The following is a 25,417-nucleotide window of genomic DNA, read 5'->3' as shown; positions in this document are numbered from 1 at the left end:
AGGGATTTGTAAACGAAAACTTTAAACAGTTTGATGACCTGAGAATGATGTATGGTTTTGAAGATATCAGCTTTGCTTCACTGGCCAATTCTGAGATTGAGCATATCTTTAATGAAGTGGTAGATAAAAATGCAAACAACTCATTTGTTTTCCAGAAAAAAGAAATCAATTCCAACTACTCTTTAGAACAGGCACAGGCAGAGTCTAAAGAGGCAAGTAAATCAGAACTTCATTATCTGACTACGTATATGTATGAAGGATAAGATCCTGGAATTTGTTGAAAATATTAAAACTGGAAGCAAAGTTTTCCTGGGTAATGAATCCGGGAAACCTCAGAATAAGAAAGAATTATTTGCTGTAAATTATAATAAAACGTACCTTTTCTCTTGAAACGGTACGTTTTTCAGTTTAAATAATTTCTATGGCAAAACCTTTTAACAGAACAGTTACTTTATTTGGGATCTATAGACAGCTGGTTCCATTTATCAGGCCTTATCGCCCCATGATTTATGGAACATTGTTTCTTACTTTTCTGGGAGCCCTGGCGGCACAGGTTAACCCAATCGTTCTGAAATATACAGTGGATGAGGTGACTAAGCTTACCCATCTTCCCCATCCTATGACAGAGGGGATTCATATCCTGATCATTATCTCCATTATTTTGCTTGGAAAGGAATTACTGAATATTTTTATCAATTTCGGACAGAAGTTTTATGGGGAAAAGATCAGAATTAATGTGAGTTCTGTTCTCGCACAGTCAGCTATAGATAAGATTTTGACCTATAAAGTTGCTTATTTTAATGACGAAAACCATGATTCCGGAAAATTACAGATCAGAATTGACCGCGGTATTGAAAGTTTAACAAAGCTGGTCCAGAATTTTTTCATAGATATTTTGCCGCTTTTTTCCAATGCTATTATCGCTTTGATTATTATGTACATGCAGAATATATATGTGGGAATGGTTTCTACGATCATTGTTCCCATTTATTTTTATATAAGCTCACTACAAGCCAAAAAGCTGGGTGGAGTGCGTCGCCAGCTCAGAAACCAGAGAGAAAAGAAAACTTCAGGACTTTTGAATCTGATTAATTCCATTATGGTGATTAAAAGTTTTGTCCGTGAAAAATTTGAAGGTAAAAAGCAGTATGATCTGCAGATGCAGCTCATGGAAAGCCAGATGTTCACCAGAAAGATCAACTTTATTTATGATGGGATGAAAACTTTTATTGAGCAGTTTGGAGTTGTTCTGATTATTCTTTTAACGGTTTATCTTGTGCTGGATCAGCAGATGACTATTGGGGCTATTATGCTTCATATTATGCTTTTTAATAATGTTTCAGCACCTATCCGTCAGTTACACAGGATTTATGATGATATGAATGATGCCATGATCTATGCCGAAGGATATTTTGATATTCTTAATGCCGATCATGAAGCCGAGCCCAACGGAAATTTTGTAGAAAAAAAGATTAAGGGAGTTTTTGAATTGAAAAATGTTGATTTTACCTATCCCAACGGGACAAAAGCTTTGCATAACGTATCCATGAAAATTGAGAATGGAAAAACAACCGCTTTGGTTGGGTTAAGCGGAGCCGGAAAATCTACAGTGATTAATCTTCTGTGTAAATTTTACCTCCCGGATTCCGGGGAAATCCTGCTGGATACTATAAACCTTAATGAATTTGATAATACTTTTCTGAGAAGTGATCTCGGATTGGTCCTTCAGAAAAATCATATCTTCCAGGGAAGTATTGAAGACAACATCCGCTATGGAGATATGAATGCTGATCTTAAAGAAATTCAGGAAGCTGCCAAAAAGGCTTACCTGCATGAGCAGATTATGGATCTTCCGGATCAGTATAATCATGATGCCACCCAGCTTTCAGGAGGACAGCAACAGAGAATTGCTATTGCCAGATTGTTTCTTAAAAATCCACCCATTATCTTTCTGGATGAGCCTACGGCAAGTTTGGATGCAATAGCCACAGAACAGATTAAGAATTCCTTAGATGCCATTAAAGAAGGAAGAACAGTGATTATTATTTCGCATTCTTTATCCCAGATTTTAGATTCGGATACTATTTATGTGATGAAAAAGGGGAGGGTGGTTGAAAACGGAACCCATGATGAACTTTATAGTAAAGATGGTACCTATCGGGAGATTTTTGATGCTTCAGCAAGGAGTTTAAACCTGGACAAACTGGTGAATACTTATAAAGAAAATTAAATAGAAAACTCAGCCGGACAGCTAAGTTTTCTATTCAATACCCATTTTTTAATGAGCTTTTTCAGGAACCTGATAAGTGCCCACCTCTGCACCAAAGGCAATATTGATTCTGTTGTAACTGTTGATGGCAATGACAGCCATTGTTAAATCCACCATTTCTGTTTCAGAAAAATAATGACTTACTTGTGAAAATACCTCATCAGGAACTTCTTTACCCTGTAAAGCTGTTAAAGACTCGGCCCAAAGTAGCCCGGCTTTTTCTTTTTCTGTATAAAATGAACATTCTCTCCAGGCACTTACCAGAAATATTCTCTGTTCAGTTTCACCCTTTGCTCTTAATTCTTTGGAATGCATATCCAGGCAGAAAGCACATCCGTTCATTTGAGAAACCCTGAAGTAAAGGAGTTCTAAAAATGTGTTGTCCAATGATGAGTTTTGTACCTGAAATCCCATGTTGTGAAGTGCATTTATCGCTTTGTTTCCCATTGCAAAAGCGTTGATTCTTTGTGACATACTATTTGTTTTTTGATTAATGATGTGACAAATGTAGAACTGAATTTCCCGGATTTTTTTTACAAATGATAAATAATGTAAGGAAAGAAAACAATTGATTTCCAAATGTTGTTATCTATTTTTGGGCTCTGATCCTGCTTAGAGAAACCTGGGTAATCCCAATATAATCTGCCATATCTCCAAGGCTGATGCGCTGAATAAGGTCAGGTCTCTGTTTCAGAAAATTATGATAACGCTTTTTGCCGTCGTCTTCCAGCATTTCACTGATCCTTCCCATCATATTCACCGGAGCTTTGGAATACAATTTACTGAACAATGTTTCTGCACTGTGGTATTTTTTGCATAATTTCTCAATGATATCTTTATGTATACGAAGGATTTCAGTATCTTCTAAAGCTACAACCATGTATTTTGAAGGCTGCCTGGTAAGAAAGCCGCTTAATTCTGCAAAAAAAGCATGTTCTGCAAAAAAAGTCATGATAAAATCTTTGTCACCATTGTCAAAAAATAATTTGACAAGGCCTTTTTCTATAAAATAAAAATACCTGCAGGTTTCATCTGCTTTTAACAGAAAATCCCCTTTTCTGTACATTTTGTATTCCAAACCGGAAACAAGTCCGTTCATAACTTCCTCTTCGGGTTTTAAAATCTTCTCAATGGTCTGGATGAACTGGGTATAGGGCATAAGAAATAGTCTGTTTGAAAAAAATAAAATTAGTAAAAAAGCACTTATAATTTATGGGATACCTCAAAAAAGAATTTTAGCTTTGTTGAAGCAATATGAACGACCATTATCTTAAAAAACTAGACCGGGTAACCGCTATTCTCACCCAGCTTCAGTCTAAACCTATTGTAAGGGCGCAGGACCTGGCAGCAAAATTTGATGTCAGCATCAGAACAATTTACCGTGATGTAAAGACACTGGAAAATGCCGGAATTCCTATTATAGGAGAAGCCGGAAACGGATATTCCCTGATGGACGGTTATAAACTTCCGCCTGTGATGTTTACCAAAGAAGAAGTTTTAAGTTTTATTACTGCTGAAAAACTGATGCAGAAATTTTCTCATCAGAGCTTGGGAAATCATTACCAGAAAGCAATGGAGAAGCTGCGTTCTGTATTGAGAAATTCAGATAAGAATTTGATTCAGAATATTGAAAAGCAGATTGATGTATTTAATTTTCATGCCCATCCGGAAGATTCTCTGAAAAATGTTATTCCGATCATTCTAGAAAGCATTGCAGAGAAAACTCAGCTCATTATAGAGTATAAAACGGTAGATGCAAAAGTGAGCCACAGAACCATTGAAACAGTAGGAGTCTTCTTTGAATTCAATTTCTGGTATATCATGGCATTCTGTACCTTGAGAAAAGATTTCAGGCAGTTTCGGGTAGATAGGATTTTGCAGATTACCAAGACAGAAACTCCTTTTTTGCAGGAGTATGGGCAGGTGAATGATTACCGTAAAAAATCAAATGTAAATAAATCTATTGCTAAACTATTAGTAGATAAAAAAATAATGTCCCATCTGGTCAATTCAAAAAAATATTACGGTCTGATTGAAGAGGTGGAAACTGACAGAGGTGTCGAGCTGACTTTTGAAACAGAATGGATCAATGACGGCTTTCCCCGATGGCTAATTACTTTTGCCGATTATGCTACCATTTTAGAACCCGAAAGTCTTCGGATAAGACTCAATGAGTTGCTGGTGAAAATGACTGAAAGACATCAATAAACCTCAACATGACTGCTGAGGTTTAATATAGGCAAAAAGATGAAATGGTTATAAAATGAAACTAATATTTTTATTAAAGAACTCGTTTAAACTTTTTATTTTAACCACAAATCAAAGATTCGACGTAGTCAACGTCACAAAGTTTCTTGAACACTTAAGTTTAATGAAGCTGTGAGAATAAGCTCACTAAAGCTCGCATAAGTTTTTAAAAAATCAAAGATTTCTTGCTTACGTGTGCTTTTATTTTCAATCAGTTTTAAACTTAAAATAACTAAAGTGTTTATAGCGTTTCACTCAGCTTTGGTGACTCAATTTTTAATTAGTTTAAACAGGCTTAAAAATAAAATAGTATCCTGGCATATTAAAATCTTTCCCAGAAGAAAGGAGGTTCTATTCCTAAAGCTCTCAGATAAACATATCCCTGGCCACGGTGGTGAATTTCATTGTCTACAAAATAAAGGATGTTTTCATATACCGGGAATTCATATTGTCCGAATAAGTTGAAAGTCTCCTGGAAACGTTCTTCTGAAATCTGGCCGAAATAATGATTGATTACTTCTGTCTCTTCATCCCATTTCTTTAAGATGTCTTCTTTAGTTGTTGGAACAAAGCCCTCTTCGTTATAAGCTTCCATATTTTTTTCAACAATTCCTTTTAAAGCAACTCCGCCAATACTGATCAGCTCTACGGCCAGTTTTGCGAAGGGTCTCATACCACCTACTGAAAATTCAAATAATTCTTTCTCAGGGAAAGCTTCAATAACTCTTCTTGTAAGATTTCTGTGGCCCTGCCAGTGCTTTAATAATTGCTCAGTTGTCATGAATTGTTTTGTTGCTGTTGTTGTAGTTGTCATAATTGTATGGTTTTTGTTTGTTATTATTGATACAAAGGTAAGACCGGGTTATGACAACAGTTTGTCAGCAGGATTTTTGATCCCGAAAAAAAAATTATTCCTTTGTTGAAATATCTTTACCTACTTTCCGTTAAAGGAAAAGTATAGTAATAAAAAAAGAAATTGATCATTAGAATTATGAAGAAGTATATTTTGCCAGTTATTACTGTTCTTTCATTAGTTTCATGTAATAAAATTGAAGAAAAAATAGACCAGACCGTCCAAAAAACAACGGAAACGGTACAGCAAAAAGCCCAGCAGGCAGTAGAAGAAACAGTCAAAAAAACAGTCAGCGAATCTATCAACTCATTTACAAACTCTCAGGATGTGAAGTTCAGTGAAGTTTTTCCGAATGCAGGAGCGGGTATCGTTTCCGAGGAAAAAGGGAAAAGATTCAAATTTCCCAACGGTACTGAAGGTTATATTTTTAAATATAAGGCAGACATTGCCGCCTTATTACCTCTTTTGGAAGGGCAGCCTACATCGGATGAAAGTAAGTCAGATAAAGCAGCCCGCAAAATTGATGGACAAAGCCTTATTGATAAAATAAGTTTTATTTCGAAATTTCTTCCTGAAAATACTTTTGATACAGGTTTTTTAGAAGATATTAAGAATGACAAAAGTATAGAATATTATAAGTTAAAAAGATTCCCAAACAGTAGTACTATTATCTACAACCCAAAAAATCAGACCATAATACAATATGTAGAGGTAAATAAATAATTTGGATTGGCCGGCTTTTGCCGGCCATTTTTATGGTTATTGCGAGCCATAGCTGATGCAATTTTAACCTATTTTAAATTGATTGTCAAAAAGAATAAAATTATTATTATTTGTAATTTCAGTTAATTATTTTTTATATAAAATAGAAAATTGTTGCTATATTTCTTTTTTAGATTATTAATAAGCAATTTTATACTTTGTAAATCAGTTTTTGTTTTTATAAATCAATAATATTTTATTGATTATTGAATATAATTCTTATTATTTATTTTGTTTTTATGTTTAGTGTTTAATTTTTTTATAAATTTATTTAATTATTAATACTTGACATGAAAAAGAAAATCTTTAAAAAAAAAATCTATGCATTAGTATTAAGCGGAGCTGGTACTATGGCATACGCTCAGGAAACTGTAAAAGAAAACAATATAGATGAAGTTGTGGTTACTACGGGGAGAACTAAACCCAGAACCATAATTACCTCTGCAATTCCTATTGATAATATTTCAGCTGTACAGCTAAAATCTACAGGGCAGGTTACCTTTGATAAAGCTTTGACGTATGCTGTACCCTCTTTTAATTCATCACAGCAAACCGTTTCTGATGCAACAGCTCATTTTGATCCTGCAGATTTAAGAGGATTAGGACCTTCCAGAACATTAGTTTTGGTGAATGGGAAAAGAAAAAATCAAAGTGCTTTAATTTATGTAAATGATACACCGGGAAAAGGTGAGGTAGGTACGGATCTGAAAAGTATTCCGTCTGCCGCTTTACAGAATGTAGAGGTATTGAGAGATGGAGCATCTGCACAATATGGTTCTGATGCTATTGCAGGAGTGATCAATATTATTCTTAAGAACAGCGTTGGAAAAAGTACAGTCAATCTTTTTTCGGGTATTACTTCAGAAGGAGATGGCTTTAATATCGGAGCAGATTTTAATACAGGAATCAGAGTGGCAAAAAATGGAAGTTTGAATCTTACATTGGGATATTCTTCCCAAAATAAAACAAACCGTGCAGGATCTACTACAAAAGATGAGCTTTTTGGGGTAGAGAATGCCTGGACGCAAGCCAATCCTGGATTAGGAATGACTATAGGACAGCCAGAGACAAAAGTTGCCAATATGTTTGTAAATTTTGAATTGCCAACAGGTGAAACGGGCAAGTTCTATGCTTTTGGAGGGACAACTTACAGGAATGGAACAAGCTATGGTTTGTATAGAACGCCCTATTGGGTAACTTCAGATTTTGGTTTATTAACTCCAAAAGGACAGCCTTATAATGGATTTCAACCAGAATTTAAAACAGATGTTTATGATTATAATTTAACCTCCGGGTGGAAAGGCATGTTTGGAAAATGGAGTTTTGATGGTAGTGCAACCTTTGGCTCTAATGCTGTAGATTATGTTGTAGGAAATACCATTAATACGTCTTTGGGTGCAAATTCACCAACCCGTTTTAAAGCAGGTGGTCATCAGTTTAGTAATATTATAGGAAACATAGATATCAACCGAGATTTTGGTGCGCTTGTTTTAGGAGCTGGTGTTGAAGTACGCAATGAAAACTATCAGGCGAAGGCAGGAGAGGAAGCATCCTATATAGGAACTGGTGCAGAATCATTTCCAGGGCTGCAGCCACAGAATGAAGTCAATGAAAATCGTCAGAATATTGGCGCTTATGTGAATGCTGAATGGGATATTACAAAAAACTTATTACTTGGAGGAACTGTGAGGTATGAAAATTTCAGTGATTTTGGAAATAATGTTTCCTGGAAAGGAAATGCAAGATATAAGTTGTTAGATGATAAATTAGTGTTCCGTGGGTCTGTTTCTACAGGATTCCGTGCGCCTTCATTACACCAAATTTATTATTCTAATGTTCAAACCAAAATTACAGGGAATACAGTAGCTAATCAGGGTACTTTTAATAATGACTCTCAAATTGTAAGATCTGATCTTGGGGTACCAAAATTAAATGCTGAAAAAGCCTTTAATATTACTGGAGGATTTGCCGTAAAACCTTTTAAAAACCTTACTATTACAGCAGATTATTATAGAATAAAAATTAAAGACAGAGTACTTTTCTCAGGAGATATTGGTTACAAAACCGGTGCTCCTGGTAGTCCGGATACAACAAACCCTGTGGAAGTAATATTAGACAATAATAAAATAACCTCCTTGAAGTTTTTCACCAATGCTGTAAATACAGTTACTCAGGGAGTAGATTTTGTAGCTAATTATTATACTTCTGCTATTGGTAAAGGAAGATTGGGAATTATTGCTGCTTTCAATTATAACGAAACTAAAATAGTAGATAATATTGCTGTTCCACTTATCTTGGCTGAAAATGGTTACTCAGAAAACTTTTTTGATAGAAAAGAACAATCCAGAATTACTTCTGCAAGGCCAAAAACAAAAACTATTCTTAGTCTTTCATATGACATTTCAAAGTTTAACTTTAATCTTAATAATACTTATTTTGGTTCTGTTACATGGCAGCATGCAGCTGATCCTGCCAAAGATCAGACATTTTCTGGTAAGGTCGTTACAGACATAGTTTTAACATATAAAATCACGAATGACCTTAAAGTTTCCGGAGTAGTAAATAATTTATTTAATATTTATCCGGATATAATAGACAGTAAAGGAGATATAGTAACAGATCTTGGAGGAAGGTTCAAATATCCTTGGGAGGTCAATCAGTTTGGATTTAACGGAACAATTTTTCAGCTCAATGTTAATTATACTTTTTAATCTATAAATAAGGGAATTAACATTTGCTTTGTCATGCTTAACAAAGAGTAAACCATATCGAAAGGTATAAAACCTACCTATGCAAATATTAACTGACATTAATTCCTAATGTCAGTTAATATTTTTTTCAGATAGAATAGAGATTTATTACTATGTTTTACTTTTCAAATTGTACAAAAAAAAGTATTTTAGTAGTATGAAAATTTATACAAAAACAGGAGATAAAGGCCAAACGGCACTATACGGCGGAACAAGAGTTTCCAAAGCGAGTGCAAGAGTGGACAGCTACGGAAATATAGACGAGTTGAATTCATTCATCGGAATTTCAAAAAGTCATATTGAGGATGAAGAGGTTCTAAGACAATTGAAAAAAATTCAATTTGATTTATTCACAGTAGGTTCTGAAGCTGCAACACCAGTGGATAAATTGATGCTGGCAAATGGAAAATCACGTCTTCCTATCATTATTTCAGAAACAGAAATTGAAGAACTGGAGCAGTGGATGGATTCTTTTGATGAAAAACTGGAACCGCTTCAGTACTTTATTCTTCCCGGTGGAGGAAAATCTGCCACTTTCTTACATGCAGCAAGAACCATCTGCAGAAGAGCAGAACGTTCATTGGTATTCTTAAATGAGGCTGAAGAAGTACGTCCCGAACTTATTAAATATTTAAACAGATTATCAGATTATCTTTTCGTATTGGCAAGATACATCTCAAAATTGAACAACGAACCGGAAGAATACTGGAACCCGAATGAGAGATAAAGTATTACTTTTCATCAATGGAGAGGCTCCGAAATCTTTACCCAATCCTGAAAATTATGGTTTAATTGCCTGCACAGACGGTGCTTTTCATTATTTAAAAAGAATGGGTTTTCCCTTAGATAAACTGGATTTTATTTCCGGTGATTTTGATTCGCATTCGGGATCAGATGAAGATATGTATGAAGAGAAATTTATTCTCACATTGGATCAGGATAAAACAGATTTTCATAAGGCATTGGAAATTATTGTAGAAAAAGGATTTTCTGATATAGATGTTTTTGGGGCAAGTGGAGGAGAACAGGATCATTTCCTTGGAAACCTTAGTGTTGCTTATGCATTTAAAGACCGTATGAGCCTCAGGTTTTACGATGAGTTTTCAGAATATTATTTTATCCCTAAAAATTTCACATTGGAAGGAGTGAAAAATAAGATGATTTCTCTTTATCCTTTTCCGTCAGCAGGTAATATAACAACTACAGGACTGAACTGGCCTTTAACCAATGGAGATTTAAGCATTACTACAAGAATAGGAACCCGGAATTTTGCTGTTAAAGATGAAGTTTCAGTGCAATATGAGTCAGGAGATCTGCTCATTTTTGTAGGGAGTAATGAAATAGAATATCCTTCAATATAGTAAAGCAGTCTTTTTACCGATAATGGAAATGGGCTTTAGCCCCTTACCCGTAAATAACCATTCCAAAGCGTTGGGTATAAAAGTTTAAAAATTTTTTGTAACTTTTGTGGTGAAACAAAAAAGAACTATTGAATAAGTTTATCAAAATATCACTGGTCAGTCTTTCATTATGCAGTGCTTTTTCCTGTAAAACACTGCATAATGAAACACCGGAGTATGGGAAAAATGAAACGGAGAAAGTTATCAAGATCAAAAAAGTGATTAACTTCCGGACAGTAGGAAATATTAAAAATACGGATGGCCGTACCTTAAAACAGGGCTTTTTTTACCGAAGCGGGCATCTTCATCAGCTCAAAAAAAGCTCTTTTGACGAAATTCAAAATCTGGGAATAAAAGAAATTATTGACCTTAGAAATTCAAAAGAAATTGCTCAGAAACCGGATCATCTTCCGGCAGAAATTAAGTACAAGAATTATTCTGCCTTTGAAGATCAGGGTGATCAGCTGGATCAGGCTAAAAAACTGGTGTTAAAAGGAAAAGTAAATGGTTCTGATGCAGATAAAAGAATGGTAGATTTCTATCGGGAATATGTCACAGAAAATCCGGAAACCATAAAGACCATTATTACAGAGATTTTAGAATCTAATGACCCTGTTCTCTACCACTGCACTGCCGGGAAAGACAGAACGGGAATTACTACAGCTTTGATCTTAACGATATTGAAATTTGATAAGGAGACTATTTACAATGAATACCTTTTATCCAATACCTTTAGAAAAGATCTTGTTCAGAAAAGACTCCGCCTGGCCAATAATTTGCATTTTCTTTATCCAAAAATGGACATAAAAGTCCTGGAAAAGCTGAGCTGGGTTGAAAAAGGATATCTTGATGCAGCTTTTGGGGAGATTAATAAAAAGTACGGCTCAATGGATGTTTACATTCAGCAGGCCTTAGGGATCTCTGAAGCAAAAAGGAAGGAATATATTGAAAAGTTTACGTATTGATTATCAGATAGAAAAATATTTAGAAGAGACGATCAGGGTATTATAGAAAATTATAATAAATTTAACGCCCAAAAATCAAACTTTTTTAGCAATTTTGCATTTCTTAATTCACTTGTTTAGAAATGAAAATAAAGTACTCGGAACTTATTGATCAGACGTTATATTTCCCTACAGAGGAGTTTAATGTTTCTGAGAACAATTTGTTGTTCCACGATGTTCCATTAATGGATGTCGTAGAGCAATTTGGCACTCCGCTAAAGATTAGCTATCTGCCGAGAATTTCTCAAAATATTCAGAAAGCCAAAAGCTGGTTTAAAGAAGCTTTTGAAAAAACCGGATATAAAAAGAATTACACCTACTGCTACTGCACAAAATCCAGTCATTTTAACTTTGTACTGGAAGAAGCTCTTAAAAATGAAATTTCTATAGAGACTTCTTCTGCCTATGATATGGATATTGTGAAAGCTCTTTATGAAAAAGAGAAAGTAGATAAAAATATTGAAGTGATCTGTAATGGATTCAAAACGGACGATTACCTGATGAAGATTTCAGAGATGATCAATAATGGTTTTGAAAATATTACTCCGATCCTGGATAACTACCGGGAGTTGGATAAACTTACGGAAAGTATAGATTCTACTTTTAATATAGGGATCAGAATTGCTTCGGAAGAAGAACCGAAGTTTGAATTTTATACCTCGAGACTAGGGATAGGATATAAAGATATTATTCCTTATTACAGCCAGAAAATTGCTGAACACCCGAATGCGAGATTGAAAATGCTTCACTTCTTCATTAATACGGGGATTAAAGATACTTCATACTACTGGAACGAACTGTACAAATGTCTTCGTGTATATGCACGTTTGAAGAAAATTGCTCCTGAAGTGGATTCCCTGAATATTGGAGGTGGTTTTCCTATTAAAACTTCTTTGAATTTTGATTATGATTACCAGTATATGGTAGAGGAAATTGTTTCTCAAATCAAGAAATTCTGTGAAGAAGAAGGGGTGGAAGAACCTAATATTTATACTGAATTCGGAAGTTTTACAGTTGGAGAAAGTGGGGCGAACCTTTATAAAATTATTTCTCAGAAACGTCAGAACGACAGAGAAAAGTGGAATATGATCGACTCTTCTTTCATGACTACACTTCCTGATACCTGGGCAATTTCAAGGCACTTCATTATGCTTCCGCTCAACCGTTGGGAAGATTCTTATGAAAGAGTATTCCTGGGGGGGCTGACATGTGATTCCGATGATTATTACAACTCTGAACAGCATACCAATGCCATTTACCTTCCTGTTTTCAGTGATATAAAACCTTTATACATAGGATTTTTCCATACCGGAGCTTATCAGGAAACCATTGGAGGTTACGGTGGGGTACACCACTGCCTGATGCCTCAGCCGAGGCACGTCCTGATTCAAAAGGATGAGAACGGTGAGCTGCAGTATGAAATTTTCCGTGAAAAGCAGGAGCCAGAAGATGTGTTAAAACTTCTTGGTTACAAATAAATCTGTTATCAATAAAAACAGGCTTTAAGCTCTTTTGCAAAAAACAATTGGCTCAGTTAAAACCTATATAAAGCAAAAGCTCTCAAAATTTTTGAGAGCTTTTTATTTTAGAAATATTTTGAAATTTTATCCAGTTCCAATTCTTCGTAATCGGAAACTACAGTATCCGCTAATGTATAATCCTGATTTTTAGAATGTGGACTTCTGTAAGCGGCACAGAAGATTTCAGCCCTGTGTGCAGCAAGAATTCCATTGGTAGAATCTTCAATTACCATACAGTTTTCTACCGGTTCACCTGCCATTTCTGCCGCCAATAAGAAAACTTCAGGATGAGGTTTTGATTCTTTTAAATCTGCACCACTGATCTTCCCACTGAAGTAATTTTCAAGTTCGAATTTATCAAAAACCATATTGATAGTCGTCATGGTTGCAGAAGAAGCTAAGATCAGCTTTATCCCGTTTTCATGGTAATGCTCAATCAGTTTTCTTATCCCCGGAATTAAATCAAATTCGTCATCGTTATAGAAATAATCCTTAAAATGGGATCTTTTGATCGCTGAAATAGCTTCATGGGTCTGGTTAAGATGATATTTCTGAATTAATGCTTCACAAACTCTTTTGGTAGAAGCTCCGGTAAAAGACGTATATAAATCTTCGGAAACTGCAATTTCCAATTCATCAAAGGTTTTGAAATAAGCTTTTCTATGCAATGGTTCTGTATCTACAATAACTCCATCCATATCGAAAAGAACAGCTTTTAAAGGCATATTTTGAAAGTTTTTACAAAAATAACTTTTAAAATTTAAACATTAAATGATTTCAGGATTTAAAAGTTGGCATAAGGGTAAAATTCATAACAAATCACCAATTATTTATAACTCAACTACTATTTTGTATCTTTGCAGAATCTTTTTAATTTTTCAATCATTTAATTTTTTAATTAATAATTATATATGAAAACATACGCAGGAATTCCCGAAGAAAACGCAACGTTAGAGAATTCGAAAGTAATGTTGGTAACTGTTCCTTATGATGGAACTTCAACATGGGGAAAAGGAGCTGATAAAGGCCCTGAGTTATTCTTAGATGCTTCTGAAAATATGGAGCTTTATGATATTGAAACAGGAACTGAACCTTACCTTGAAGGAGTATATTTAGCGGGTGAAGTTTCTGAAAACTCCAGCCCTGAAGCCATGACAGAAGCTGTTTATCAAAAAACAAAAGAGCTTTTGCAAAATGAAGGAAAAGTATTTACCCTTTTCGGTGGAGAACACTCTGTGTCTATCGGGTCTATCCGTGCTGTAGGGGAGAAATATGAAAATTTAACTGTTCTTCAGTTGGATGCTCATACGGATTTACGTCCTGAGTTTCATGGATCAACTTCTAACCATGCTTGTGCTGTTTTTGAAGCGAATCAGAAACACAACTTAGTTCAGGTGGGAATCCGCTCTATGGATGCTGAGGAAACTGAATATCTGCCTGAAGGAAGAGTATTCTTTGCTCATGAAATAGCGAACAATGAAAACTGGGTTAATGATGTATTGGAAAAAGTATCAGGAAATGTGTATATCACCATTGACTTAGATGCTTTCGACCCTTCTATTGCACCGTCTACAGGAACTCCGGAACCGGGTGGATTACAATGGTATCCAACATTGGAATTATTAAGAAAAGTATTTGAAAAATGTAATGTAGTGGCCTTTGATATTGTAGAATTAATGGATTCTCCAATGGCTAAGCCAACAGCTTTCTTGGCGGCTAAGTTATATTATAAGATGCTTGCGTACAACAATATTTATAACAACAACTAAATTCCACAAGAATCGGATTTTTTCTGCCGTATATTCTTAGGAAATTTGTGAGGTAAAACAGAATAAAAATGTCCACACAAAATCAAATAGATTATAACAGAATTGCCAAAGCGATAGAATATATCCAGAGCAATTTCAGGCTTCAGCCAAGTTTGGAGGAAGTGGCAGAGAATATTCACTTGAGTCCGGCCCATTTTCAAAAGATCTTTACAGATTGGGCAGGAACAAGTCCGAAAAAATTTTTGCAGTTCATCAGTCTTGAACATGCTAAAAATTTATTGAAGGAAGAAAAGGCAAGCTTATTTGACACCGCGTATGAAACAGGGCTTTCCAGTACCAGCAGGCTTCATGATCTGTTTGTGAAAATAGAAGGAATGTCCCCTGCGGAGTATAAAAACGGAGGGAAAAGTCTTGTCATTAATTATAGCTTTTCAGAAAGCCCATTCGGGAATATAGGAGTGGCTTCCACAGAAAAGGGAATCTGCTATATGGCTTTTGAAAACGATAAAGAATCAGTATTAGGGAATTTGAAACATAAATTTCCTAATGCTTCTTTTCTTGAAAAACAGGATACACTTCAGAAGAATGCATTGTCCATATTTGATAAAGACTGGACAAAGCTCAATACCATCAAACTTCATTTAAAAGGAACCGATTTTCAGCTTAAAGTTTGGGAAAGCTTATTGACTATTCCGATGGGGAAACTGTCTACATACGGTACTTTGGCTGAAAAGATTGGAAACCCAAAGGCTTCCAGAGCTGTAGGAACTGCCATCGGAAGTAACCCGGTAGCATTTCTTATTCCATGTCACCGTGTTATTCAGTCTACCGGACATCTTGGCGGTTACCGATGGGGTAGTGAGAGAAAACAGATGATTGTAGGCTGGGAGAGCTCACAACTTTACTCCTAAGTGTTTTAGCCACCATAACCTATTTACAAAAACATTATGTAATTTGTATTAACAAAAACAAAAATCAATGCTCAGTCTCTTCGACGAAACACCGGATTATCCCTTAAGTCTCCTTCCACACGATGGAACTGCTCTTTACTATGGAAAAGTTTTCTCAAAACAGGAATCTGACTTTTACTACGACTATTTGTTCCATCAGATTCCCTGGGAACATGATGAAGCGATGATCTTCGGAAAACTGATTTTAACTAAGAGAAAGGTAGCATGGTTTGGCGAAAAAGCTTTTGAATACACCTATTCAAAGAGAACAAAATATGCAAAGTACTGGACTCCTGAGCTATTGGAATTAAAAAAGAAGTGTGAAGAAGTGACAGGTGAAACGTACAATTCATGCCTTCTTAATTTATACCATGACGGAAACGAGGGAATGGCTTATCACAGTGATGGAGAAACCGACCTTAAGAAACATGGCGCTATTGCTTCTCTTACTTTTGGAGCGGAGAGAAAGTTTTTATTTAAACATAAAACAACAAAAGAAAAGGTGGAAATCTTCCTTGAACAGGGAAGTCTGCTGGTTATGAAAGGAACAACTCAGGATTACTGGCTTCACAGGCTTCCTCCAAGTACAAAAGTAAAAACACCCAGGGTGAATCTTACCTTCAGAACCATTGAAGATTAGAAAAAATCACACCTATTGATCAGATGCACAATATCAGCTCAATCTGCAGGTGATAAAAAATAAAAGCTGTTCGGACGAACAGCTTTTTCTCTTTATTTTAAAACCTCAGCTTCAATAGAGCTGTCATCATAAATTTTAATTAATGCCTTAGTATAATCTTCCTTAGTAGCAAAATTAGGATTATCCAGGAACTTCTGCGGATTAACAGCAAACAGAGGAAACCAGGTACTGCTGATCTGGATCTGGATCTTATGTCCTTTTTTGAAAGTATGAACCACATCCTGAAGCCTGAAGTTGACCGCTGTTTTCTGATTCGGAACTAAAGCTTCACCTTTTTCTCTTGTATTTCTGAATCTTGCCGGCATAATTTCACTTCTTACCATCTGATGGTAGTTTCCATAGATTACGCCGTCTTTCTTTTCAGCAGGTTTGAAATCTTCAGGATATACATCAATCAGTTTTACCGCAAAATCAGCATCTGTAGAAGTGGATGCAATATTCAGTTTGGCCATAATCTCTCCGGCAAATGCAATATCTTCTGTCAGAACATCTGTAGTGAACGTCAGTACATCGGGTCTTCCTACTGCAAATCTCTGATCTTCCGACATATAATTTTTAGGCGTAAAGCCGTTAAAATCTTTTAAGTGATCGGAACTTAAAACCGGGTTTTCAGGATCACTGTAATATTCTGAATATCCTGAGCCGGAAGTTTTCTTTAAGGTTTTGTTCGATAAATAGAAATTAACTTTCTGTGCATTTTTAGGAGGATAAGAAGCAAATTCTTTCCATTCTTTGGCTCCGGTATCATACATTAAGGCTTCAGGAAGTCCTGCATCTTCTTTTGTATTTCCTTTCAGATAGTGGTTAAAGAATTTGGTCTCAATATTTTTCTGATAATACGTGGCAATGCTGTCTCCGAAATAGGTTTCACTGTGGAAATGTTTTCCCTGTTCCTGAGACCAGCCGCCATGAGAGAAAGGTCCCATTACAATGGTATTTTTCGCTTTTGGACTTGTCTTTTCAATTGTTTTGTAAATATTCAGAGGACCGGAAAGGTCTTCAGCATCAAACCATCCTCCTACGGTCATTACAGCATGGTTGATATTTTTCAGGTGAGGAAGAAGGTTTCTCTTCTGCCAGAATTCATCATAATTGGTATGATTCATAATTTCGGTCATGAAGAAATTGTCTTTGTAATACTTTTCATAGGCATCTTTCAGGGTACCAAGCTCTCTGTAGAACTTTAATCCGTCTTCAGAGGTTTGCTTAACGAAAGAATCCATATACCAGGCTTTATTCTCTGCTTTTGTCTTTTGGACTCCAAAAACAGGGAATGTTCTGAAATATCCCAGCATAAATCTTCCGTTATGAAGGAAATCGTCATTCCAGAAATCAGAAATCGGAGCCTGAGGAGAAGAGGCTACCAAAGCCGGATGTTGTGCCAATGTACCTACAGCAGTATAAAAGCCCGGATACGAAGTTCCAAACTGTCCTGCTTTACCATTGTTATCTTTAACGTTTTTCAAAAGCCATTCTATCGTATCATAGGTATCTGTACTTTCATCCACATCTTTTTTTGTTTTACGTTCTACCTGAGGGGTCATATTGGTAAAAGTACCTTCGCTCATATATCTTCCACGGACATCCTGATAGACGAAGATGTATTTGTCTTTCATCAGATAGGAGTTCGGGCCTACCTTTGTTTTATATTCATTTTCTCCATAAGGAGCTACGCTGTAGCAGGTTCTCTGCATCAGGAAAGGATATTTGTTTTTATTTGAGATATCTTTCGGAATATAGACAGATGTGAAAAGTTTCACCCCGTCACGCATAGGAATATAAAATTCTTTCTTGGTGAAATTATCTTTAACGAAATTGTCTTTCTGTTCCGTTTTTTGAGCTTTCCCAAGAAGGAAAAAAAGAATACATAACACTGAAATATGGATTTTCATAAAAAAAATTTACGGCTAATTTAAAAATAAAAATAAAGCCACCCTGTTTTATCTCAAGAATCTTCCTGAAAAACACCCATCAAATCAGATATTTGTTGTGTTTATGGAGGAGAAACTCAGTTTTTCAAGTGAAATACTCATAAAATCATATTTTTAAAAAAATACAATATTATTTATTTTTCGGTTTTTTACCTGCAAATTTATTGAGTTTCATACTCAGCGAAAACATAATATAGCGTTTTAGAATCAGATCTTCACGGTCTTCAAAATAAGAATCTGTAATGGTTCTCCTTACACTTTGATTTTGATTTAAGACATCATAAATTTTTACTTTTGCCGTCAGCTGCTTTTTGAAAAAAGAATATCCCAGACTGGTATTCCAGAAATAGAAATCCTTTTTGAATCCGGGAGCAATATTGGAACTGGTATTGTACTCGAAGTCATTTCCGAAAACAAGCCTGTTTTGAAAGAGGTAGTTGGTAAGTTCCAGCTTTAAAGACTGATTCATCGTATTTACCTGGTCTATATTATAATTGGAATATTTTGAGAAATTATATCCAATTTTATAGGAGGGTTTAATACTGAACTTTTCCTTAATTTCAAAGCTCAGATTCAATCCCGGATTCATACTATATGAGTTGCTTTTAAAAGCCTGTCCATTGATAAAACCATTATTGTAAGTATAATTCATATTGAATCTTGGGCTAATGGTGAATTTTTTGTCCTGCCACTTGAAAATCTTGGTTAAACCTGTACCAATGGTAACATTTTTATTTCCGCTTACATTATCATAAGTAACAATCTGTTTTCCGGCCTCATCATATTTGGTGTAATTGATGACGTCATTATTTCTGTAGGTAAAGCCTATATTGATATAGTAGTTGAAATTTTTGATGATATTATACCTGTTAAAGGAAAGGTTAGTGTTAGTCATCCAGGTGTTTTTCAAATCAGGATTTCCTGTGTAGGATATCAGCGGATCAGACTCATCTTTATAAGGAGTCAGTTGTTCTGCCCCAGGAATATTGAAGCTGGAAGAATTGTATAAGGTTAGGTTTGTACGTTCTGAAAAAGTATACTGAAAATTCACTGTATACCTTGGAAGCACAAAACTTTTCTGAAGATCATATACCTGTCCCTTGAAAACAGAATTTACCTTCATATCTGAGATATCAAGATTTACACCGCTCCAGATATTATACTTCTTTTTGAAGAGAGAAAAAGAAAGCTCAGGAGAAACCTGGTTGATTCTTTGGTTCATACTGTTTGAAAGCAGTGTATTGTATTTGGAATATTGTCCCGTAACAGGATCAAAATCACTGAAATCTCTCGAATCTCGGGATAATTTTGAACTGTATTCCAATTGAAGGCTTAGTATTGCAGAATCTGAAATAGGTTCTGTATAGCCTGCACTGAAACTGTAATTATTACTTTGTGATGTATTCTTCTGTAGCTGATCCCGGTTGTCTGTGGTAAGGCCGGATTCATTGTAGAATGTATTTTGCGACTGATTGATATTATCACTGTTGGACTCAGAAATACTGGTGTTGATGGTGGCCGAAATTGACCTTCCTTTTTTTCTTAAATTTTTCGAAAAATAAATAGTAGGACTAAAAGCATTACTTTCTCCACGGGTACTGCTGGAAGATGTACTTTCATTAAGCAGCTTATCATCCCTTAAAGTGGATGACTGAGATCTGCTGAAGCTGAAATTTTCAGATTTTGAAAAAGATGGAGATATATAAATATTGGTCAGAGAGTCCAGTTTTATTCGCGCTGAACTGTCAAAATTATATGCTCTGGATTCAGTGTCACCATTGCTTTCAGAATTGGTTTTAAGTGTATAGCTGGGAAGAAGGGTCGTTCTTGAAACTTTAGACCGGGTTTCCATAGTAGAATTGGAGTATTTTAGACTGAGATTATCCAGATCTGCATCTTTTCCGAGCTTATCATTGTAGTTAAGTCCAATAGTGGTAGATCTTTGAATCCCATTGCCACCTGTTTGAGTACCGGAGCCTCTGATACGGCCCATATTATCAAAAACATCATCAGCAGAAACACTTTTAGAATTGATATTGTTGGAAGAAGCTAAAAGACTGATTTTAGTGTCTCCTTTGAAATAACTTAGAAGCGTACTGCCTTCATACCGCTTATCAGAGCCGTAGCCTAGGGTAATTCTTGAAAGAAATCCTTTGTTCTTCTTTTCATCAATAGTAAAGTTGATCGTAGTATTCTGAGATTTTGGATGTTTCCCACTAAGCTCTTCTTCTTTTGTTTTTGTAGTGGTAAACTGAATATTTTTAATAATATCTGCCGGAAGATTCTGTAAAGCCATTTTACCATCTTTATCAAAAAATGGTTTGCCATTGACCATAACCTGATCTACATCTTTCCCATTAACTGTAATTTTATCGTCATTACCGACTTCCACACCGGGAATCTGTTTTAAAAGCTCCAGAATTTTGCTGTCAGGGCGTACCTTAATCGCTGATGCATTGAATTCTATGGTGTCATTTTTTATTTTTACGGGAGAGACTGTAATTTTGACCTCATCAATATTGATCACGGCCTTTTTCTCAAGTTGTATAGTACCCAAAGATATAGACTGGTCAATTTTTTCAAATTTCCTGAAATAGGAAAGGTTTCCAGCGTCAATTCTGAGAACAGACGGTTCTTTTGCCTCATCAATTTTTAATGAAAATTTTCCCTCCTTATTGGTAGCAGTATAATTGACAATAGATGAATCTTTTGTCTTCAGCAGATATACCGTTAGATTTTCTACAGGTTTTTTTTCCAGGTCCGATACTATTCCGTCAATATGCAGTTTCTGGGCATGTACAATCACGATATTGCATACGAAAAGCAATAACAGTAAGATTTTCTTCATTTAGCTTTTTCAAAGGGTAAAAATAGAAAAACATCCCAATATAGGGATGTTTCTCAGTATATTTCTGAAATTAATTTTCGTAAAATTAAATTATGCTCTCAAATATCTTGAATACGCATATCCTTCCTGACCGTCAGCAGTTTTCACTTTCCACCAGTCGTCAGAAGTCTGCTCAATTAAAGTTACTGAAGAACCTTTGGCTGCTTTTCCTACAACAGCAGCTTCCGTAGAAGGCTCTTGTCTGATATTCAGGTTAGAGTCCTCTGTTGCTATTGTCAGAGAAGCACCTGCAGCAAGTCCTGCTACCTGTACATCAATATTGATATCTGAAGAAGAATAGGTAGAATCAATGGCACCTAAAGCATTCCATACTGCATCTTTTGCAGCGGTGCTTGAAGCATTTCCGGAAACATAAAGTATTCCGTCCTGCTCCTGAACCTGAAGGTTTGAAATTCCTGCAGACTGAGCTGCTGAAACTACACTTGAATATTTATTTTGTAATTCGCTCATCTTAATTATTTTACAGTTAGGTTATTGTTATATTTTCCAATTTTCAGGGCATCTACAGATTCTTTGATCTTTCTTGCCTGTAAACCTGAAACATTTCCTGTAAGAGTAAGCTGTCCGTTTACAACTTCTACTTTTACAGTTGGAAAATCTTTTACAGCATCCTGAACTTTTTTCTGAACAGCAGGGTCTACAGCTGATGTAGTTTCCACTGGTGCGGCAGGCGCAGGTGCTGCTATAGTAGACATATCCATTACGTCTTTTACTCCGCTGATCGCTTTTAATTGTGTGATCATTGCATCCTTAGACTGCTGATCTGCAAAAGTTCCGCTTAAGTGAGCTACACCTTCTTTTACTTCAACAGAAGCATTGGGATTAGAAGTTACTACAGTTGTAGCCTGAGTCTGAAGATCGGCATCAGATACTTTCTTTTTACAAGAAACTGCTCCGAAAGATACAGCTACAGCTAATGCAGCCATTGCGATAGTTTTTTTCATATTGTATATTTATTAATGTTGTTATACAATCAAATGTAATAATAAAATTTGTACCAAAAGAATAAAAAATCAATAAATGTTTCTTAAATTTTTTACAATATTTTATATATCAGGGATTTAATTTTAAATGTATAAATCTTTTCTAAGGTACTTCCGGTTTATTACAGAATGTTTTTACTGTTCAACTATGGTAAGAGAATTATAGGCTCCGTTTCCTGAAATATCAAACTGGCTGACTGTTCCGTCAAATGCTACTGTAATCCAAACAAAAGGTCTTAATTTATCTCCTTTATTTAAATATACACTTACTGTACAAGCCGAGCCTACAGGTACTGCATTAGGACTTCCTCCCGTATCGGAAGCATATCCGTTATTGGTTTTTACTCTTTGAGTGATAGTACCCGCCGGATTTCTAACTTCCCAAATGGCTTCTGTTTGATTGTTGGCCCCTGTATTCACCTGACTGGATTGTAGTGCGTAAGTAAAAGTAGCAAAGTATACACCATCACGCGGTGCTATAAATTCACCTGTAGCCGGGGTAAAATTTGCCGTTGGTACCCCCGAATCAGAATCTAATTTTTCAGCCCAATTAGTTAAATAGGAAGATCTTCTTTGAACCACCCCGGATTTAGTCCCTATTTCCGAAGGTACCGCACTTTCAAATACATAGGTATCCTGAGTAATCTTACTTGCCATTACGATGATACGGGGTTTTCCTTTAGGAAAAAAACTAACCCAACTGGAACCGTCGGAAAATTCTAAATAGCCTTTTACCCCAATGGCAGGACTTGCAACATATCGTAATGTGCCTGCGCCTGCCTCGGCAGCTGTTTTCGTTGTATTCCCGATAGCCACAGAACCGTTGGTGCCACTGCGTAGATCCATGGCTACTTTTGGATTGGCAACGAGTACCCCCATTCTTCCGGAATTATCAACTACAATATTGCCTGCATTTGTTTTAATTTCTACAGGATTTGCCGGATTGGGTATTCCAATTCCTATTTGAGCATTGATACAGGTTACTGTAAGTGATACAGTAAGTAAAGTACTAATACATCTTTTTATTTTATTTTTTGATACCATCATTACCTGTTTTTATAATTCGCTGATGCTTAAATTATTCAATTTGCTGTCATTTAGTGTGTTTCGCGCGCTGCCAATAGTATGCCTTACGCTAAACTTTATAGTATCATCTTTCTTAAGATTGAAAATAGCATTACAATTTCCACTTATATAATTACTTACTGCACCAGCCTGAAAAGCAGGATAAGAATTTATTGTTTTAAATACCGGAATATTATTAGAGCTTTGGCTGCTTTCTATTGCCGTTTCTATAAATGTATTTTTAGGGATATTCCCATTAGCCAATGTGATGCTAAAAGAAACCAAATAGAACCCATCGCGTGGAGCTTTGAAAATTCCGCTGGAAGGATCGAAATCTCCACCGGTACCAGCACCTAGATCAACTGTTTCTGCCCAACCGGTAATCACTGTTGATGTAGAAGTTGGAATGCTCTGGGTAGTGCTTTTATTAGCATTTACAAGGGCCTTAGTGGGAGGAGTAAGTGGTAATGCTATCCATTGCTCACCATCAGAATACTCTAAAAATCCACCAGTATTGTAACGTATGGCCCCACCACCTGCTGCAGCAGGGCTTTGGGTATTAGTGCCCAGGCCAATAATTCTCTCGTTACCCGCAGATCGAAGATCAACTTTAGTAACCGGATTTAAAAGGCCAACACCTAACTGCCCTGTTGATGTAACAACGATGTCATTAGATATTTTTGTGGCATCAGGTGCAGAGCCATCATCTTTTCCTGCGTCAATATGTAACGGTTGTGTAGGATTCGGAATAAAAAAACCTACCTGTGCACTTATTTTAATTATAGAGAAAAGTAAAGCACAAGTGAATAATTTATATATTATATTGATTTTCATACTCTATATCTTAATGTTCTATTATTGTTAAATTATTAAACCCATCATCTGGATTTGCGGGATTTGAAGAGTCAGTTGTTACTCTAAGGGGAATCGCACTTGAGGAAAGGTTTTGATATAATCTGACACTCACCCTGGTCCCTGCATCCAACGTAAGAGTAACAGTACTTGATCCTCCAGCCTGTGTGGAGCGTGTAGCATTAGCATCATCAGATGAACCGGTCATAGATTGACCGAAAGTTTTATAGACACTCGCCAGAACGGTGCTTGTAGCAGGATTATAAAACTGGGATTCTACTCTGGAACCATCAGTAATAACAGTACCGTTAAAATTAAATGTTAGTAAAAAAGTATAGGTTCCACTACGGGGAGCAGTAAATTCTCCTGAACTGGGATTAAAGCTATTACTCATGTCACGTACCTCATTCCAGTTAATGATAGTGGTTGCCGAAGCTGTTGGTATTGATTGGCTTGCAATCTTACGAACCACTATCACTGCCTTTTGAGGAGCTACATAAGCTTTATGCCACACCGTACCATCAGACACTTCAATTTTGGCTCCTACTGGTGTATTATTTACATCATAGCGTACGGCACCTGCACCTGCTGCGCTTGCCAGCATAGTGGTAGTACCTATACCCAGAGAATTTTCATTTGCCGCTGATCTCATATCTAGTTGAACCTGAGGAGTAAGAACTCCAGCTCCAATAAAACCTGTTGCTTTATTTATGATAATATCATTAGAAAGCTGTGTGGGTGTTGGTATTCCTGAAGTTGGATTATCCTTGGCTCCGTCTACATGAAAAATTCCTTGTGGGTTATTTGTTCCTATACCAATTTGTGCATTAAACACATTTATAAAAAAACAAAAGGGAAGTAGCAATATTTTGCGTGTTTTTTTTTCCATATTCTTGTGTAAAATTTGAAGTAATTAATTAAATTTAATAGGTTGTTAATCATTACTTATAAACCAGTTTATTTTAAAAATTTTATAAACTGGTTTTAAAATCAAAAAATGTACATTAAATCTGATGAATAATATTTTGATTTAATTGATGCAGTACCTTTAAACTATTGCATTAGAGGGAATACGCAAAGTTTAAAGGTTAAAAATTAATTGTACAGCATACTCTTAAAGTCAGATATGATACTCATCATAATAAATTTAATTTCTTATAAATTAATGTGTTTTTAGAATCTTATCAATGCAAACGTTGGGTTCTAATTGTTTTATAATAGATTTTATGCAAAACTGATGATTTTTTGCAGTCAATCAAAAAATAGCGAATCGATATATTTCGAGACGCTGATAGATTTAAGTGCTGCAAGTAAAGTTCTTTTTAATTTATTGATAATTAATAGAATACATGGTCAGTCATCTTTTCATTTTTTTATTTTCTGAATACCCGGCAGGTTATTAAAATCCTAGCCAAAAATTAATCCGTTTTGAAGAAAATCTTATGCCAACTGAA

General features: G+C 35.6%; 22 protein-coding genes. 11 read left to right on the top strand and 11 right to left on the bottom strand.

Features of this window, described 5'->3' with window-relative positions:
* The first annotated feature begins 502 nt into the window (after nt 1–502).
* Nucleotides 503–2,230, top strand: a complete 1,728-nt coding sequence (locus MP477_RS19960) for an ABC transporter ATP-binding protein (RefSeq protein ID WP_257191820.1) — start codon at nt 503–505, stop codon at nt 2,228–2,230.
* A gap of 48 nt (nt 2,231–2,278) precedes the next feature.
* On the opposite strand, the gene MP477_RS19955 is transcribed toward MP477_RS19960, so the two are convergent.
* Together MP477_RS19955 and MP477_RS19950 are read right to left on the bottom strand one after the other, a co-directional pair.
* Complete coding sequence (locus MP477_RS19955) at nt 2,279–2,743, bottom strand: carboxymuconolactone decarboxylase family protein (RefSeq protein ID WP_257191782.1); 465 nt, start codon at nt 2,741–2,743, stop codon at nt 2,279–2,281.
* A gap of 115 nt (nt 2,744–2,858) precedes the next feature.
* The gene (locus MP477_RS19950) at nt 2,859–3,428 is read right to left on the bottom strand and encodes a Crp/Fnr family transcriptional regulator (RefSeq protein WP_257191781.1); all 570 of its coding nucleotides are present in this window, start codon (nt 3,426–3,428) and stop codon (nt 2,859–2,861) included.
* A 95-nt stretch (nt 3,429–3,523) separates the two neighbouring features.
* On the opposite strand from MP477_RS19950, the gene MP477_RS19945 reads away from it, so the two are divergent.
* Nucleotides 3,524–4,477: a YafY family protein gene (locus tag MP477_RS19945; protein WP_230040341.1), complete on the top strand. Its 954-nt coding sequence runs from the start codon at nt 3,524–3,526 to the stop codon at nt 4,475–4,477.
* A 361-nt stretch (nt 4,478–4,838) separates the two neighbouring features.
* Here MP477_RS19945 and MP477_RS19940 read toward each other — a convergent pair whose 3' ends face one another.
* Nucleotides 4,839–5,330, bottom strand: coding sequence for a DinB family protein (locus tag MP477_RS19940; protein WP_257191780.1), 492 nt, complete (start codon nt 5,328–5,330; stop codon nt 4,839–4,841).
* Between the two features lie 177 nt (nt 5,331–5,507).
* Here MP477_RS19940 and MP477_RS19935 point away from each other — a divergent pair, with 177 nt between their 5' ends.
* From MP477_RS19935 to MP477_RS19910, 6 genes are all read left to right on the top strand, one after another.
* Nucleotides 5,508–6,092, top strand: a complete 585-nt coding sequence (locus MP477_RS19935) for an alkaline phosphatase family protein (RefSeq protein ID WP_257191779.1) — start codon at nt 5,508–5,510, stop codon at nt 6,090–6,092.
* A gap of 329 nt (nt 6,093–6,421) precedes the next feature.
* Entirely contained in the window at nt 6,422–8,842 is a 2,421-nt protein-coding gene (locus MP477_RS19930) for a TonB-dependent siderophore receptor (RefSeq protein ID WP_257191778.1), read from the top strand.
* A gap of 196 nt (nt 8,843–9,038) precedes the next feature.
* Nucleotides 9,039–9,608: a cob(I)yrinic acid a,c-diamide adenosyltransferase gene (locus tag MP477_RS19925; protein ID WP_230037304.1), complete on the top strand. Its 570-nt coding sequence runs from the start codon at nt 9,039–9,041 to the stop codon at nt 9,606–9,608.
* Entirely contained in the window at nt 9,598–10,242 is a 645-nt protein-coding gene (locus MP477_RS19920) for a thiamine diphosphokinase (RefSeq protein ID WP_257191777.1), read from the top strand. The genes MP477_RS19925 and MP477_RS19920 overlap by 11 nt, the downstream gene beginning before the upstream one ends.
* Nucleotides 10,243–10,370: 128 nt before the next feature.
* Complete coding sequence (locus MP477_RS19915; RefSeq protein WP_257191776.1) at nt 10,371–11,246, top strand: tyrosine-protein phosphatase; 876 nt, start codon at nt 10,371–10,373, stop codon at nt 11,244–11,246.
* A gap of 122 nt (nt 11,247–11,368) precedes the next feature.
* Nucleotides 11,369–12,763, top strand: a complete 1,395-nt coding sequence (locus MP477_RS19910) for an arginine decarboxylase (RefSeq protein WP_230037298.1) — start codon at nt 11,369–11,371, stop codon at nt 12,761–12,763.
* Between the two features lie 107 nt (nt 12,764–12,870).
* On the opposite strand, the gene MP477_RS19905 is transcribed toward MP477_RS19910, so the two are convergent.
* Nucleotides 12,871–13,530: an HAD family phosphatase gene (locus MP477_RS19905; protein WP_257191774.1), complete on the bottom strand. Its 660-nt coding sequence runs from the start codon at nt 13,528–13,530 to the stop codon at nt 12,871–12,873.
* 186 nt (nt 13,531–13,716) lie between these two features.
* On the opposite strand from MP477_RS19905, the gene speB reads away from it, so the two are divergent.
* The 3 genes from speB to MP477_RS19890 all read left to right on the top strand — a co-directional run bounded on the left by speB (nt 13,717) and on the right by MP477_RS19890 (nt 16,164).
* Complete coding sequence (gene speB / locus MP477_RS19900) at nt 13,717–14,574, top strand: agmatinase (RefSeq protein ID WP_257191773.1); 858 nt, start codon at nt 13,717–13,719, stop codon at nt 14,572–14,574.
* 68 nt (nt 14,575–14,642) lie between these two features.
* Nucleotides 14,643–15,485 carry a methylated-DNA--[protein]-cysteine S-methyltransferase gene (locus tag MP477_RS19895; protein ID WP_230037292.1) on the top strand — a complete coding sequence of 281 codons (843 nt, stop codon included), beginning with the start codon at nt 14,643–14,645 and terminating at the stop codon, nt 15,483–15,485.
* A gap of 67 nt (nt 15,486–15,552) precedes the next feature.
* Nucleotides 15,553–16,164 carry an alpha-ketoglutarate-dependent dioxygenase AlkB gene (locus tag MP477_RS19890; protein ID WP_257191772.1) on the top strand — a complete coding sequence of 204 codons (612 nt, stop codon included), beginning with the start codon at nt 15,553–15,555 and terminating at the stop codon, nt 16,162–16,164.
* Nucleotides 16,165–16,256: 92 nt separating this feature from the next.
* Here MP477_RS19890 and MP477_RS19885 read toward each other — a convergent pair whose 3' ends face one another.
* The 7 genes from MP477_RS19885 to MP477_RS19855 form a co-directional block, all read right to left on the bottom strand.
* Complete coding sequence (locus MP477_RS19885) at nt 16,257–18,116, bottom strand: CocE/NonD family hydrolase (RefSeq protein WP_257191771.1); 1,860 nt, start codon at nt 18,114–18,116, stop codon at nt 16,257–16,259.
* 169 nt (nt 18,117–18,285) lie between these two features.
* Entirely contained in the window at nt 18,286–21,003 is a 2,718-nt protein-coding gene (locus tag MP477_RS19880; RefSeq protein ID WP_257191770.1) for an outer membrane beta-barrel protein, read from the bottom strand.
* A 90-nt stretch (nt 21,004–21,093) separates the two neighbouring features.
* On the bottom strand, nt 21,094–21,513 hold the full coding sequence (locus tag MP477_RS19875) for an SH3 domain-containing protein (RefSeq protein WP_230037284.1): 420 nt from the start codon (nt 21,511–21,513) through the stop codon (nt 21,094–21,096).
* A gap of 5 nt (nt 21,514–21,518) precedes the next feature.
* Entirely contained in the window at nt 21,519–22,007 is a 489-nt protein-coding gene (locus MP477_RS19870) for a BON domain-containing protein (protein ID WP_257191769.1), read from the bottom strand.
* Between the two features lie 174 nt (nt 22,008–22,181).
* Entirely contained in the window at nt 22,182–23,093 is a 912-nt protein-coding gene (locus tag MP477_RS19865) for a hypothetical protein (RefSeq protein WP_257191768.1), read from the bottom strand.
* Between the two features lie 9 nt (nt 23,094–23,102).
* Nucleotides 23,103–23,945: a hypothetical protein gene (locus MP477_RS19860; protein ID WP_257191767.1), complete on the bottom strand. Its 843-nt coding sequence runs from the start codon at nt 23,943–23,945 to the stop codon at nt 23,103–23,105.
* 10 nt (nt 23,946–23,955) lie between these two features.
* Entirely contained in the window at nt 23,956–24,798 is an 843-nt protein-coding gene (locus tag MP477_RS19855) for a hypothetical protein (protein ID WP_257191766.1), read from the bottom strand.
* Between the last annotated feature and the right edge of the window lie 619 nt (nt 24,799–25,417).

The organism is Chryseobacterium sp. WG23 (assembly GCF_024586575.1).
Taxonomy (GTDB): Bacteria; Bacteroidota; Bacteroidia; order Flavobacteriales; family Weeksellaceae; genus Chryseobacterium.
The sequence above is the reverse complement of the archived record's forward strand: the minus strand, read 5'-3'. Positions and strand labels throughout refer to the sequence as shown.